This window comes from Glaciihabitans tibetensis (genome assembly GCF_003003265.1).
GTDB lineage: Bacteria > Actinomycetota > Actinomycetes > Actinomycetales > Microbacteriaceae > Glaciihabitans > Glaciihabitans tibetensis.
The window spans coordinates 218,610-232,822 of record NZ_PVTL01000004.1 but is presented as its reverse complement, the minus strand read 5'-3'; the positions used below and the strand labels follow the sequence as shown (position 1 = coordinate 232,822).

Below are 14,213 nucleotides of genomic sequence, written 5' to 3'. Positions count from 1 at the left end.
TGCCTGAGAAACGCCTGCACCGAAGAAAGGGGACCGGATGACGCACTCACCTCCGCGCACCTCGAGTCCCCGCACCCCGGCCGGATCCGCGAATCGCGAGCGCAGAACGGCAGGCGCGATCGTCGCCGTCAAGCGGGTGTTCGGCGCAGAAACAGGCAACTACTTCCTTCTGTTGGGCACCACGCTGTTCCTGGTGCTGTTCGGCCTGATTATGGTGCTGTCGTCCTCCTCGGTCGAGGAAATTTCGTCGGGCGGAAGCTTTTTCAGCGCGTTCCTGCGTCAGGGGTTGTACGCGCTGCTTGGCATTCCGCTGATGCTCGTCGCGTCCCGCATGCCGGTCTCGTTCTGGAAGCGATGGGCATGGCCCGCAATCGCGCTCGGCGCGTTGCTGCAGCTTCTGGTGTTCGTTCCGGGCCTCGGATACGGCTACGGCGGTAACCAGAACTGGATCAGGATCGGCAACTTCACGGCCCAGCCGTCCGAGTTGGTGAAGCTCGCCCTCGCGGTGTGGCTGGCGTGGGTGGTGACCGCCAAAAAAGACCTGTTGCACGACTGGAAGCATGTGTTCGTGCCCATCGCACCCGTGGCAGGGCTCGCTATCGGTTTTGTTCTGCTGGGAAACGACCTGGGCACGGCGATCGTTATGCTCGCCATGGTTCTGGCCGCACTGTTCTATGCCGGTGTGAAGCTGCGCGTCATCGCCACGGCCGTGGTCGTCGTGAGCGCGCTGGGTATCGCGGTCGCCTCCCTCAGTGACTCGCGCACGGCTCGCATCGAGGCCTGGCTCACCGGGTGCTCCAACGAGAACGACTTCTCCAACTACTGCTGGCAGACGGTGCACGGGTGGTGGGCCCTCGCCGACGGCGGAATTCTCGGCTCCGGCCTTGGTGGTTCGCGCGCCAAGTGGAATTGGCTCCCGGAAGCCGATAACGACTTCATCTTCGCCATCATCGGCGACGAGCTGGGCCTGATCGGTTCGCTCGTGGTTCTCGTGCTGTTCGTGGTGCTCTCGGTCACATTTGTGCGGATCATGCGCAGCACGACCGACAACTTCTCCCGAATCGTCACCGGCGGGGTAATGATCTGGATCGTTGGTCAGGCCTTCATCAACATCGCGGTCGTGCTCGGGGTCCTCCCGGTGCTGGGTGTTCCCCTTCCGCTCATCTCCGCTGGAGGGTCAGCGCTGATCGCATCGCTGCTGGCCGTAGGAGTTGTGCTCTCATTCGCACGGCACAGGCCCGAGCCCGTCGACTTGTCCGAACCGGTTACCCCTTCGGACCGCTCCCGTTCCGCTGCAGCACGACGATCGAGGCCCCTGGTATGACCACCTACCTCCTGGCCGGCGGCGGTACCGCCGGGCATGTCAATCCGCTGCTCGCGGTCGCGGACCGTATTCGCGACCGCGAACCCGATGCCACGATTCTGGTGCTCGGAACCGCCGAGGGGCTCGAGGCTCGCCTCGTTCCGCAGCGGGGCTACGAGCTGCTGACGATCGCCCGGCTCCCCTTCCCCCGACGCGCCAGTGTCGCCGCACTCCGGTTTCCCGCCCGATTCCGGGCAGCGGTGGCGCAAACCCGCGCGTACCTCGACGACCGCGGTGTCGACGTCGTGGTGGGTTTCGGGGGCTACGCCGCCGCGCCCGCCTACATTGCCGCCGCCCGAGCCCACCTGCCGCTGGTGATTCACGAAGCGAACGCGAAACCGGGAATGGCGAACCGCGTCGGTTCCCGGTTCACCCGCTACGTCGGCGTGGCATTCAACGCGACCCGTCTGCGAGGCGGACGTGTCGTCGGAATGCCCCTGCGCCGGGAAATTGAACGGCTGGACCGCGGGGCGAGTCGCGCCGAAGGTCTTCGCTTCTTCGGACTGGATGCTGATAAGCCGGTTCTGCTCGTCACCGGCGGGTCCCTGGGCGCCCGCAAGCTTAACGCGACCGTTTCCGAAGCGATTGCCTTGATTCTCGGTAGCGGGTGGCAGGTGCTGCACATCGCCGGTAATCGGTCAGAGGTGCGCGATCCCTTGCTGCCCGGCTACACCCTGCTCGAATACTGCGACCGGATGGACCTCGCGATAGCCGTGGCCGACCTGGCGATCGCCCGCTCGGGCGCCGCGACCGTGAGCGAGCTAAGCGCTGTGGGTGTTGCCGCGGTGTACGTTCCGTACCCCGTCGGAAATGGCGAGCAGCGCTTCAACGCCAAGGATGCCGTGGCCGCCGGGGCCGCCAGGCTCGTCGCGGACGCCGACTTCACTCCGGCCTGGATCGCGCGGGATTTGCTGCCTTTGCTTCGTGATCGTGCCGCGATCGCCGAGATGGCCGCGGCGACGATTACGGTGGGTTCCCGCGATGGAGCGGACCGCATGATCGACCTCATCAACTCAGCCCGAGCATCCCATCCCGCCAGCGTCTAAAATCGAGTCCAATGATCAAGCCCGACTTCGCCCAGCCCCTGCCCACTGAACTCGGTTCCCTGCACTTTGTCGGGATCGGCGGTTCCGGAATGAGCGGTATTGCCCGGCTGTTCCTGGCCGCGGGATACACCGTGACGGGTTCCGACCGCTCGGAAAACCACAACATCGAGGCACTCCGCGAGCTGGGAGCGACGATCGCGATCGGTCACGACGCTGCGAACCTCGGTTCGGCCGACACACTCGTGTATACCGGCGCGCTGTGGCCGGACAATCCCGAATACCTGCTGGCGATTGAACGGGGAATCCCGACCCTGCACCGCTCCCAGGCGCTGGCCTGGTTGATCAACGGGCAGCGGCTCATCGCCGTCGCCGGGGCTCACGGAAAAACGACGTCCACGGGCATGCTCGTGACGGCGCTTCTCGACCTGGGCGCAGACCCGAGCTTCGTCAACGGCGGCATCATTCAGTCCCTCGGGCTGAGTTCCGCATCCGGCAGCGGCGAACTGTTCGTCGTCGAAGCCGACGAATCAGACGGGTCTTTTCTTCTCTACGACACCGCCGTGGCACTCATCACGAACGTCGACGCTGACCACCTCGACCATTACGGATCACACGAGGCGTTCGACGCCGCGTTCGTGGAATTCGCCGCTCGCTCCACCGAACTTGTGGTCGTCTCGAGCGATGACGCGGGTGCCATTCGGGTCACCGACGCGCTCCGTCAGACGGACGACCTCGCGAACAAAACCCTGTTGACTTTCGGTGAAAGCGCTGACGCCGACGTGATGCTGCACTCCGTCGAACTGGCAGGCCCAGTCTCTTTCATCCTCCGCCATGGGGGAGTCGACTATCCGGCCACCCTCCGTATTCCGGGGCACCACAACGCACTGAACGCGGCGGGCGCGTTCGCCGTGCTCGTCGGCCTCGGCTTCGACCCGGAGGCAGCACTCCGCGGCATCGAGAAGTTCACCGGAACCGAACGACGCTTCGAGCTGCACGGGGTTGTCCGCGGCGTCAGCGTGTACGACGACTACGCGCATCACCCCACCGAAGTTGCCGCTGCGCTGTCTGCCGCACGCAGCGTCGTCGGGTCCGGCCGGCTGATCGCGGTGCACCAGCCGCACCTGTACAGCCGCACCCAGATGATGGCCGGAGATTTTGCCAGGACGTACGAAGATCTCGCGGACCACACCGTGGTGCTCGACGTCTTCGGAGCCCGGGAAGACCCGATACCGGGAGTGACCGGAGCGCTCGTGTCTGAACGCTTCGAGGACCCCAGCCGGGTCGCCTACCTTCCGGACTGGCAGCAGGCGGCCGACCATGCGGCGGCAATTGCCCGCGATGGAGACATCATCATGACGCTCAGCTGCGGCGACGTGTACCGCATCGTGCCCCAGATCCTGGCCTCCCTCGCGACGCAACCTCCCGCGGCCGAGTAGAGCGAACCGAGTAGAGCGAACCGAGTGAAGCGACCAGAGGGGTTCGACCCGCATTCCGCGCCCGAGCCCGACGCACCCAAGGCGCGCGCGCCGAAGAATCGCGGGTTCCGCACGAGCACGCCCGGTCCGGACACGCGCCTACCGGGCAAGGCGTCTTCCGACGCGTCGCCGGACGCCGGGGCAGGATCGAAGCCCAACCCCGGAACCGGGCGAACCGCCGAGCCAGAGCATGACCGCGCGGAGAGTGTCGCATCCGAGAGCCCCGCTGCGGTCCGTCGCAGACTGCGCAAAGCCGCACGAGCCCGCCTGCGGTTCGAACGCGCAGAGGTGCGACGGTTCACGCGGCGCTCACGTCGCCGGCGCGCCACATGGATTACGGTCGGCGCCGTTGTTGCAACGCTCGGGGTTGTCCTTGCGATTGCGGTCTACTCGCCCATCCTGGCCCTGCGCGAAATCACGATCGAAGGCACGAGCCGCGTCAGCGAGGAGGACGTGCGTGCGGCCGTCGAAGAACAAATGGGCACGCCCCTCGCGCTGATCGACTTCGACTCGATCCACAGCGAACTCGCCGCCTTCCCGCTGATCCGCAGCTACGTGACGGAGACGGTGCCACCGAACACCCTCCGAATTCAGGTGGTGGAGCGCGCGGCAATCGGATCGATCGAGCGCAGCGGCAGCTTCGACGAAGTTGATCCCGCGGGCGTTGTGATCTCCTCCTCCGCAGAGCGGTCGGGGCTTCCCCTCATCGACGTGGGAGACAAAGGCGTCGACAGTGCCGCCTTCGCCTCCGCCGTTGAAGTGCTGTTGGCCATGCCCCAGGAGGTTGCCGACAAGGTGGATGTCGTCACCGCAACAACCGCCGACGACGTGCAACTCGCGCTGAAGGAGACCTCGGCGCGCGTGGTCTGGGGGAGCGCGCGCAGCTCGGAGCTGAAGGCACAGGTGCTCGCGCGCATGCTCCAGCTGCCCGAGTGTGCGAGCCTGGCGATCGTCGACGTGTCTGCGCCGTTGGCGCCCATCTGCAGCCCGCAATAGTTTTTCGGCGCGAACTCTCCGACACGCGGAGTTCTTGCGCGATTCGTGGGGGCTACCCGCCTACGGTCATAGCAGGAAATGCATACTGAGCATGACTTTAATCTTCAACTTGAGGTTGAGAGTTTCCAGCGGAGGCTGAAAGTGACATCGAACCAGAACTACCTCGCCGTAATCAAAGTGGTCGGAATCGGCGGCGGCGGCGTCAATGCCGTCAACCGCATGATCGAACTCGGACTGCGCGGGGTCGAGTTCATCGCCATCAACACAGACGCCCAGGCGCTGCTGATGAGCGACGCTGACGTCAAGCTCGACGTCGGGCGCGAGATCACCCGCGGCCTGGGCGCCGGCGCAGACCCCGAGGTGGGGCGCCGCGCCGCGGAGGACCACGCGGAGGAGATCGAAGAGGCCCTCGCCGGTTCCGACATGGTGTTCGTGACCGCGGGCGAGGGTGGCGGTACCGGTACCGGTGGCGCTCCGGTCGTCGCGCGCATCGCGAAGTCCATCGGCGCGCTCACCATCGGTGTTGTCTCCAAGCCGTTCGGGTTCGAGGGCAAGCGCCGCATGGACCAGGCAGAGACCGGCGTCGCGGCCCTCAAGAACGAGGTCGACACCCTCATCGTCGTCCCCAACGATCGCCTCCTCGAGATCAGCGATCGCGGCATCAGCATGCTTGAGGCGTTCACCACTGCCGACCAGGTGCTCCTCGCTGGTGTCCAGGGAATTACCGACCTGATTACCACGCCGGGGCTCATCAACCTCGACTTCGCCGACGTCAAGTCGGTCATGCAGGGTGCCGGTTCCGCCCTCATGGGTATTGGTTCCGCTCGCGGTGCCGACCGCGCCATCAAGGCCGCCGAGCTTGCCGTCGCCTCACCGCTGCTCGAGGCAAGCATTGATGGCGCCCACGGAGTGCTGCTGTCCATTCAGGGCGGCTCGAACCTGGGTATCTTCGAGATCAACGATGCGGCTCGCCTGGTGCAGGAAGCCGTTCACCCCGAAGCCAACATCATCTTCGGTGCGGTTATCGACGACACCCTTGGCGACGAGGTTCGGGTCACGGTCATCGCTGCTGGATTCGATAGTGAGCCCGCCCCGAAGTCTCAGGACCAGCGTCGAAGCTCCTTCGTTAAGCCGGCGGCTTCCACGGAAAGCGCACCGGCACCCGCCGTCGCGGCTGCCGCTGCCGCCTCGTCGGCGCCCGCGCACCAGTGGTCGCCCGAGCCCGTCGCTCCCGTAACCCCGGTTGCCGACCGTTCGTTCGATGACGACGGAGACGACGACCTGGACGTCCCCGACTTCCTCAAGTAGGCGGCGGGGTGTCGACCCTGTCGGCGGGCAGCGCGCCGGGATCCTCCGATCCTGGCGCGTTGGCGACTCGCCTGGCGGCGGTGCAGGAAGGCGTCGCATCGGCCATCTCCGACGCGGGTCGTAATGCCGCCGACGTCACGCTGATTGTCGTCACGAAATTCCATCCCGTCTCCCTGGTGCGAAACCTGTACGAGCTCGGGGTTCGCGACTTCGGTGAGAACCGACACCAGGACGCCGCTCCGAAGGCGGCGGCGCTGGCCGATCTGGATCTCACGTGGCACTTCGTTGGTCAGCTGCAGAGCAAAAAGGCTCGAGCCGTGATCGAGTATTCGCGGGTCATCCATTCTGTCGACCGCACTTCGCTGGTGCGGGCCCTCGCTCTTACCGTCGATCCCGCGCAGCCCACGGGAGACGCGCCCCGGCCGATCGATATTTTCATCCAACTCAACCTGACCGACGACGCTAACCGAGGCGGAGTCGCGCCAGCGCAGCTGGAGGCACTCGCCGAAGGGGCCCTCGGCACCCCCTGCCTTCGCCTCCGCGGACTGATGGCGGTCGCGCCTGTGAATGGCGATCCACGCGCCGCGTTCGCCGAGGTCAGGGCAGCGTCGGCCCGGCTGCAGCGCCTGGCGCCGGATGCCACGGCGCTGTCGATGGGGATGTCCGCGGACTACCGCGAGGCCATTCTGGATGGCGCGACACACCTGCGTATTGGCAGTGCAATCACCGGAAACCGGCCCGACGCCGGTTAATCTAAACCAGAGGATTCACAATGGAGGCAACAAATGGCTAATCCGCTGCGCAAGACCATGGTTTACCTGGGACTGGCGGACGAGGAACTGGACTACGAGCAGCAGCCCGCGGCACCGACCGCACCCGCTGCGCCCGTAGCGCACACCGCTCCCTCTGCGCCCAACCGTGCGCCGGTGACCCCCCTACGCCAGAAAACGACTCCGAAAGCCGCGGGACCCGCTGACATGAATGAGATTCTGACCGTTCACCCTCGCCAGTACAAAGACGCGCAGGTGATCGCCGAGAGCTTCCGCGAGGGAATTCCCGTGATCATCAACCTGTCGCAGATGTCGGAGCCAGACGCCCGCCGCCTGATCGACTTCGCCAGTGGCCTCTCCCAGGGTCTGTACGGCAAGATCGAGCGCGTGACCAACAAGGTCTTCCTGCTGTCCCCGGCCCACGTGGCCGTCAGCGGCGAGCAGGCGGAGGCTGACTCCGATGTTGAGGCCTCGTTCTTCACCCAGCAGTAGCGCGAGCTGATACGCGCGATGCCCGCAGTTTCTTTCCTGGCGACGATTGTCTATATCGCGCTTTTCCTGTTTTTCCTGCTCATGTGGGTGAGGTTTATCCTCGACCTCCTGACCAATTTCGTGCGCGGGTTCAAGCCACGCGGACCGGTACTGGTTCTGGCAGAGGCCGCCTACACGGTGACCGACCCGCCCCTGCGCGCTGTGCGCAAAGTTCTCCCGCCGGTTCGATTCGGTGGGGTGGCTCTCGACTTCGGTTGGAGCCTGGTAATGCTCGCAGTCATCATTCTGATGTCTGTCGTCTCAGCCGGAATCGGTATGTAGCTCCACCGGGGGTCATCCGGATTCGTGAAACTGCGTGCCCGATGTACTCTTGACCAGTTGGCCCGCGCATCCGTGGGTATCTGCACAATGTTGTCAGCGCAATTTCAGCGCTGCATGTAGTCGTAAAAACAAGCTCTTGAGGAGACGGAAATGGCATTGACTCCGGAAGATGTAGTCAACAAGCGGTTCCAGCCGACCAAATTCCGCGAAGGATACGACCAGGACGAGGTCGATGATTTCCTCGACGAGGTCGTCGTCGAGTTGCGTCGCCTGAACCAGGAAAACGAAGAGCTGCGCCAGCGCCTCGTGGGTAGTGACTCGCGTATCAGCGAGCTCCAGCGCAGTGGGGGACAGGAGTCCTCCGCGCAGGACGTCGAGGAGACCCCCGCGCCGATCTCGGCCCCCGAGCCGGTCGCTGCGGTGCAGCCCGCACCCGTCGCCGCCGTTGTTGCTGCGCCGGTTGCCGCCGCTCCGGCCGCGATTGAAGACGAGTCGCTCGCGACCACCAACCTGCTCGTGCTCGCCCAGCGTCTGCACGAGGAGCACGTCCGTGAGGGTGTCGAGAAGCGTGACTCGCTGATCGCTGACGCTCACGCGACGGCAGCCCGACTGCTTGCCGACGCCGAGGCTCAGCAGCGCGCGCAGCTGAACGCCTTCGAAGAGGAGCGCTCCGTATTGGAGAGCCGCATCGACGAGCTTCGCATCTTCGAGCGCGAGTACCGCCAGAAGCTGAAGAGCTACATCGAGGGCCAGCTCCGCGACCTCGAGAGCCCGCAGGGTTCTCTCTCGGAGTCGTCCTCGAACGTGTCTGGTTTTGCCGGAAACTAACGCCGTAACGAAGGCCAGCACACGCGCGCTCAGTATCCGAGCGCTCGTGTTGCTGGCCATCGTTGCGTCTGGGGTGTACGCGTTCGACCAGCTCACCAAACTGGCCGTCACGTCGAACCTGACCGAGGGTTCCACGGTTCCCGTGCTCGGCCAGCTCCTGCAGTTTCACTACGTCAAGAACTCTGGCGCGGCGTTCTCCCTCGGGGAGGGCATGACCTGGATCTTCTCCATCGTCGCCGCCGCAGTTGCCGTCTTCATCCTCGTCTTCGCGCGCCGCATTCGCAGCCTTGCCTGGGCGGCGCTGTTCGGCATGCTCCTCGGGGGTAACCTCGGCAACCTCACCGACCGACTATTCCGTGAACCCAGCTTCGGCCAGGGCCACGTCATCGACTTTCTGCTGGTCTGGGGCTTCCCGGCAATTTTCAATATTGCGGATGTCGCGATCGTTGCCAGTATGGGCGTGTTCATCCTGCTCACGCTGCGCGGTGTCGGGTTGGACGGCTCCCGGGAGACCAAGGACACAGCACCAGCAGTGGGCTCGGCCGCGGATCCCGACATCACTACGGGTTCCGACACCACACCGGACGGGAGACCATAGCCGTGGAAACCCGCAGTATGCCCGTGCCCGAGGGCCTTGCCGGCGAACGCGTCGACACCGGACTCGCGAAGTTGCTTGGGTTCTCCCGCAGCTTTGCCGCGGAGGTAGCCGAGGCGGATGGTGTGACCGTCGACGGAGCCGTGGTGCGCAAGTCAGACCGGTTGCTTCCCGGGTCGTGGATCGAAGTGTCCTGGCAGCCCCGCGAGGCACCCGTTGTGGTGCCGGTGCTCGTGCCCGACCTGACCGTCGTCTACGACGACGATGACATCGTGGTCATCGACAAGCCCGTCGGTGTCGCTGCACATCCCTCTGTCGGATGGGAGGGACCCACCGTGCTCGGTGCCCTGGCCGGCGCGGGATTCCGTATTTCGACGTCTGGCGCGACGGAGCGGGCGGGCATCGTCCATCGCCTCGATGCCGGCACGAGCGGCCTGATGGTGGTCGCAAAGTCGGAACGTGCCTACACGCACCTCAAGCGCGCGTTCCACGACCGCGAGGTGTCGAAGATCTACCACGCGGTCGTGCAGGGACACCCCGATCCGCTGACCGGCACCATCGACGCGCCCATTGGGCGGCATCCGTCGAGTTCGTGGAAGTTCGCGGTGACCGCGGAGGGCAAACCCTCGGTGACCCACTACGAAACTCTCGAAGCTTTTCCGAGCGCGTCGCTGCTCGAGGTGACCCTCGAAACGGGCCGCACGCACCAGATCAGGGTGCACATGCAGGCGCAGCGCCACCCCTGCGTCGGAGATTCGATGTACGGCGCAGATCCCTCGATCAGCGCCCGTCTTGGTCTCACCCGCCAGTGGTTGCACGCCAAAAAGCTCGGCTTCCGGCATCCCTCATCTGGCGATTTTGTTGAGTTTGAAACTGTTTATCCCGAGGACCTGCAACACGCCCTCGACATACTTCGTCAGGCCTAAGCTGGGTACTCACCACTAGCAAGTCGGAGCCGCGTTGAGCACCAGCAATGATTCATTTGTGCACCTGCACGTCCACAGCGAGTACTCGATGTTGGACGGGGCCGCACGCGTAGGACCCCTCATGGAGGCCGCCGCGGAGCAGAAGATGCCCGCGATCGCGGTCACCGACCACGGCAACATGTTCGGTGCATACGACTTCTGGAAACAGGCCACGGCCAACGGAGTGAAGCCGATCATCGGCACCGAGGCGTACATCACTCCGGGCACCGCACGACAGGACCGCACCCGGGTGCGCTGGGGGCAATCGCACCAGAGCGGCGACGACGTGGGTGGTTCGGGTTCCTACACCCACATGACGTTGCTTTCGGAGAACAACGAGGGAATGCACAACCTGTTCAGGTTGTCCTCGCTCGCGTCGATCGAGGGTTTCTACTTCAAGCCCCGCATGGACCGCGAGTTGCTCTCGAAGTACTCCAAAGGCATCATCGCCACCACCGGCTGCGTGGGTGGTGAGGTGCAAACGCGCCTGCGTCTTGGCCAGTACGAAGAGGCACGCCAGGCGGCGGGCGATTTCCAGGACATCTTCGGCAAGGAGAACTTCTTCGCCGAGATCATGGACCACGGCATCGATATCGAACGCCGCACCATGACCGACCTGCTGCGCCTGGCAAAGGAAATGGACATTCCGCTGCTGGCCACCAACGACCTGCACTACACCCACGCCCACGACGCCACCGCCCACGCGGCGCTGCTCTGCGTGCAGTCGGCGTCCACCCTCGACGACCCCAACCGGTTCAAGTTCGACTCGAACGAGTTCTACCTCAAGACCGCGGCGCAGATGCGCCATATGTTCCGCGACCACCCGGAGGCCTGCGACAACACCCTCCTGATTGCCGAGCGGTGCGAGGTGAACTTCGAGCATCGCAACCTGATGCCGCGGTTCCCCGTTCCCGAGGGCGAAGACGAGGCCAGCTGGTTCGAGAAGGAGGTCGCCGCCGGCATGATGCGGCGGTTTAAGAACGCTCCCTCCGAGGCGCACCTCGCGCAGGCGAAATACGAGGTGGATGTCATCAAGCAGATGGGCTTTCCCGGGTACTTCCTCGTGGTTGCCGACTTCATCACCTGGGCCAAGGAGCAGGGCATCCGGGTTGGCCCCGGACGTGGTTCTGCAGCCGGTTCCATGGCGTCGTACGCGATGGGCATCACCGAGCTCGACCCGCTGGCGCACGGCCTCATCTTCGAGCGCTTCCTCAACCCCGAGCGCGTTTCCATGCCCGATGTCGACGTCGACTTCGACGATCGTCGCCGCGGCGAGGTCATCCGCTACGTCACCGACAAGTACGGCGACGACCGTGTCGCCCAGATCGTCACCTACGGCACCATCAAGGCCAAGCAGGCTCTGAAAGACAGCTCGCGCGTGCTCGGGATGCCGTACTCCGTGGGGGAGCGGCTGACCAAGGCCATGCCGCCCGGGATCATGGGCAAGGACATCCCGCTCGGCGACATCATGAACAAGGATGCCCCGCGCTACAAAGAAGCCGCCGACTTCCGCGCCGTCCTCGAGGTCGACCAGGACGCCGCGAAGGTCTTCGAGACCGCACTCGGCATCGAGAACCTCAAGCGCCAGTGGGGCGTGCACGCCGCCGGTGTGATCCTCTCCGCCGAGCCGCTCCTCGACGTGCTGCCGATCATGAAGCGCGAAGACGACGGCGCGATCATCACCCAGTTCGACCAGCCTCCGCTGGAAAGTCTCGGCCTGATCAAGATGGACTTCCTGGGGCTGCGCAACCTCACCATCATCGAAGACGCGCTGCGCATGATCGAGAAGAACACCGGCACGAAGCTGGTGATCGAAGACCTCGACCTCGACGCAGACCAGAACACCTACGACCTGCTCGCCCGCGGTGACACCCTCGGGGTGTTTCAACTCGATGGTGGCGCCATGCGTGCGCTTCTGCGTCAGCTGAAGCCCACCAGCTTCGAAGACATCTCTGCGGTGATTGCTCTGTATCGCCCGGGCCCCATGGGCATGAACTCGCACACCAACTATGCGCTGCGCAAAAACGGGTTGCAGGACATTGTGCCGATTCACCCGGAGCTCGAAGAGCCGCTGCGGGAGAGCCTGGGCATCACTCACGGCCTCATCGTGTACCAGGAGCAGGTTATGTTCGTGGCGCAGAAGGTGGCCGGGTTCTCGCTCGGACAGGCCGACGTGCTCCGCCGCGCAATGGGTAAAAAGAAGAAGTCCGAGCTGGACAAGCAGTTCGCCGACTTCGAATCCGGAATGCTCGGCAACGGCTACAGCGCCCAGGCCGTTAAGGTGCTCTGGGACACCCTGATGCCCTTCGCCGACTACGCCTTCAACAAGGCACACTCGGCGGGCTACGGCGTGCTCAGCTACTGGACCGCCTACCTGAAGGCGAACCATCCCGCGGAGTACATGGCCGCGCTGCTCACCAGCGTGGGGGATTCCAAAGACAAGCTCGGCATGTACCTCAACGAGTGCCGCCGCATGGGTATCAAGGTGCTCGCCCCCGATGTCAACGAGTCGTTCGTGGACTTCACCGCCGTCAACGGCGACATCCGATTCGGACTCGGCGCCGTGCGCAACGTCGGTGCCAACGTGGTTGAGGGAATTCGCACCTCGCGCGAGGCGAAGGGACGCTTCGAATCGTTCCATGACTTCCTCGCAAAGGTGCCGCTGCAGGTCACGAACAAGCGAACCGTGGAGTCGCTCATCAAAGCGGGCGCCTTCGACACACTCGGTGCCACCCGGCGCGCGCTGTTGGAGATCCACGAAGACGCCGTCGACAGCTCCGTCAGCGTCAAGCGCACCGAAGCGACAGGGCAGGCCGGCTTCGACTTCGACAGCCTGTTCGACGAGCCCCAGGCAACCACGCAGGTGCCCGACCGCCCGGAGTGGTCCAAGCGCGACAAACTCGCCTTCGAACGAGAGATGCTCGGCCTGTACGTGTCGGACCACCCGCTCGCGGGTCTCGAGGTGCCCCTAGCGAAGCACGCGACGGCGAGCATCACCGACATCCTCGGTGGCGAGATAGCGAAAGACGGCGAGTCCGTCTCCGTCGCGGGTCTCATCACGAATGTGCAACACCGTACAGCGCGCAACTCCGGTAACCAGTACGGCATGATCGTGGTCGAGGACTTCGCGGCGGAGATCACCGTGATGCTGATGGGGAAGACCTATCTCGAGTTTGCCTCCGCCCTCGTCAACGACGCCATCGTGGTGGTCAAGGGCCGGGTGAGCGTGCGCGACGACGGAATGAACCTGCACGCTGCCAGCATGTTCACCCCCGACCTCGGAGCCGGGTTCGGCACGGGTCCGCTCGTGCTGGCGATGCCGGAGTTCCGTGCCACCACCCAGGTGGTGCAGTCGCTGTCCGAGGTGCTGCAGCGGCACGCCGGCCCGAGCGAGGTGCGTCTCAAATTGATCAAGGGGGATGTCGCGCGGGTGTTCGACATTCCGTTGCCCGTCACGGTCTCGGCCGATCTCTTCGGCGAGCTAAAGACGCTGCTCGGGCCTAACTGCCTGGTCTGAGCCGGCGGCTGGTGGGAAGGGTCAGGCGTCGAGCCCCGGACGCAGGTAGCGGCGCTCGTGGTAGAGCAGCGCTTCGTCTTCTTCGCCCACCCCGCCGACCTCAATCCGCACGACGATCACCGCGTTGTTGTAAACCGGATGGACGTCGATGATCTCCCCGATCATCCACGCCGTGACGTCGCTGAGCACCGGAACGCCGTGCGGCCCCGGCTGCCAGTGGTCGCCGCGGAAGCGCACGTCGTGATCGGCCGCGAGGCGCTCGGCGAGGTGACGACTGCGCGGGCCGAGCATGTGGATGCCCACGTGGTTTCCCACGGTCATTGCGGGCCACGCGCTCGATACCTGGGACATGTTGAACGTCGCCAGGGGAGGAACCGCGGCGAGGGAGGCAAGGGAGGTAGCGGTGAAACCCACGGGAGCTCCCGTGGGTCCCAGCGCCGTGATGGCGGCGACTCCGGCGGCATGGCGGCGGAACGCCTGCTTGAAGGCTTCGAGATCGTCGGGTGCGCTACTTTCCATATGTATAGTATGCGGCCG

General features: G+C 64.8%; 13 protein-coding genes. 12 read left to right on the top strand and 1 reads right to left on the bottom strand.

All coding sequences use genetic code 11. The features are described from left to right. Positions 1–37: 37 nt before the first annotated feature. The 12 genes from ftsW (at position 38) to dnaE (ending at position 13,676) form a co-directional block, all read left to right on the top strand. Positions 38–1,324: a putative lipid II flippase FtsW gene (gene ftsW, locus B0I08_RS09180; protein ID WP_106212056.1), complete on the top strand. Its 1,287-nt coding sequence runs from the start codon at positions 38–40 to the stop codon at positions 1,322–1,324. Next, positions 1,321–2,409: a UDP-N-acetylglucosamine--N-acetylmuramyl-(pentapeptide) pyrophosphoryl-undecaprenol N-acetylglucosamine transferase gene (locus B0I08_RS09175; protein WP_106212054.1), complete on the top strand. Its 1,089-nt coding sequence runs from the start codon at positions 1,321–1,323 to the stop codon at positions 2,407–2,409. Before ftsW ends, B0I08_RS09175 begins: the two co-directional genes overlap by 4 nt. Positions 2,410–2,420: 11 nt before the next feature. After that, positions 2,421–3,845: a UDP-N-acetylmuramate--L-alanine ligase gene (gene murC / locus B0I08_RS09170; RefSeq protein WP_106212052.1), complete on the top strand. Its 1,425-nt coding sequence runs from the start codon at positions 2,421–2,423 to the stop codon at positions 3,843–3,845. A 24-nt stretch (positions 3,846–3,869) separates the two neighbouring features. Beyond that, on the top strand, positions 3,870–4,880 hold the full coding sequence (locus B0I08_RS09165; protein ID WP_106212050.1) for an FtsQ-type POTRA domain-containing protein: 1,011 nt from the start codon (positions 3,870–3,872) through the stop codon (positions 4,878–4,880). Positions 4,881–5,021: 141 nt separating this feature from the next. Beyond that, a complete protein-coding gene (gene ftsZ, locus B0I08_RS09160; protein ID WP_106212048.1) occupies positions 5,022–6,188 on the top strand; it encodes a cell division protein FtsZ in 1,167 nt (388 codons plus the stop codon). A gap of 17 nt (positions 6,189–6,205) precedes the next feature. Then, complete coding sequence (locus tag B0I08_RS09155) at positions 6,206–6,940, top strand: YggS family pyridoxal phosphate-dependent enzyme (protein ID WP_106212298.1); 735 nt, start codon at positions 6,206–6,208, stop codon at positions 6,938–6,940. A gap of 33 nt (positions 6,941–6,973) precedes the next feature. Next, complete coding sequence (locus B0I08_RS09150; RefSeq protein WP_106212046.1) at positions 6,974–7,450, top strand: cell division protein SepF; 477 nt, start codon at positions 6,974–6,976, stop codon at positions 7,448–7,450. 18 nt (positions 7,451–7,468) lie between these two features. Next, complete coding sequence (locus B0I08_RS09145) at positions 7,469–7,771, top strand: YggT family protein (protein ID WP_106212045.1); 303 nt, start codon at positions 7,469–7,471, stop codon at positions 7,769–7,771. Positions 7,772–7,921: 150 nt separating this feature from the next. Then, positions 7,922–8,599 carry a DivIVA domain-containing protein gene (locus tag B0I08_RS09140; protein ID WP_106212043.1) on the top strand — a complete coding sequence of 226 codons (678 nt, stop codon included), beginning with the start codon at positions 7,922–7,924 and terminating at the stop codon, positions 8,597–8,599. Further along, positions 8,586–9,197 carry a signal peptidase II gene (gene lspA / locus B0I08_RS09135; RefSeq protein ID WP_181243355.1) on the top strand — a complete coding sequence of 204 codons (612 nt, stop codon included), beginning with the start codon at positions 8,586–8,588 and terminating at the stop codon, positions 9,195–9,197. The genes B0I08_RS09140 and lspA overlap by 14 nt, the downstream gene beginning before the upstream one ends. Before the next feature lie 2 nt (positions 9,198–9,199). Beyond that, positions 9,200–10,120, top strand: a complete 921-nt coding sequence (locus tag B0I08_RS09130; RefSeq protein ID WP_106212039.1) for an RluA family pseudouridine synthase — start codon at positions 9,200–9,202, stop codon at positions 10,118–10,120. A 34-nt stretch (positions 10,121–10,154) separates the two neighbouring features. Next, entirely contained in the window at positions 10,155–13,676 is a 3,522-nt protein-coding gene (gene dnaE / locus B0I08_RS09125; protein ID WP_106212037.1) for a DNA polymerase III subunit alpha, read from the top strand. Positions 13,677–13,697: 21 nt separating this feature from the next. On the opposite strand, the gene B0I08_RS09120 is transcribed toward dnaE, so the two are convergent. Continuing rightward, the gene (locus B0I08_RS09120; protein WP_106212035.1) at positions 13,698–14,195 is read right to left on the bottom strand and encodes a flavin reductase family protein; all 498 of its coding nucleotides are present in this window, start codon (positions 14,193–14,195) and stop codon (positions 13,698–13,700) included. Positions 14,196–14,213 lie beyond the last annotated feature (18 nt).

Excerpts from the sequence above, each read along its gene's own strand:
- B0I08_RS09175 (WP_106212054.1), top strand. The coding sequence starts at position 1,321 with ATGACCACCTACCTCCTGGCCGGCGGCGGTACCGCCGGGCATGTCAAT.
- B0I08_RS09150 (WP_106212046.1), top strand. The coding sequence starts at position 6,974 with ATGGCTAATCCGCTGCGCAAGACCATGGTTTACCTGGGACTGGCGGAC.
- B0I08_RS09145 (WP_106212045.1), top strand. The coding sequence starts at position 7,469 with ATGCCCGCAGTTTCTTTCCTGGCGACGATTGTCTATATCGCGCTTTTC.
- murC (WP_106212052.1), top strand. The coding sequence starts at position 2,421 with ATGATCAAGCCCGACTTCGCCCAGCCCCTGCCCACTGAACTCGGTTCC.
- ftsW (WP_106212056.1), top strand. The coding sequence starts at position 38 with ATGACGCACTCACCTCCGCGCACCTCGAGTCCCCGCACCCCGGCCGGA.
- B0I08_RS09120 (WP_106212035.1), bottom strand. The coding sequence starts at position 14,195 with ATGGAAAGTAGCGCACCCGACGATCTCGAAGCCTTCAAGCAGGCGTTC.
- B0I08_RS09140 (WP_106212043.1), top strand. The coding sequence starts at position 7,922 with ATGGCATTGACTCCGGAAGATGTAGTCAACAAGCGGTTCCAGCCGACC.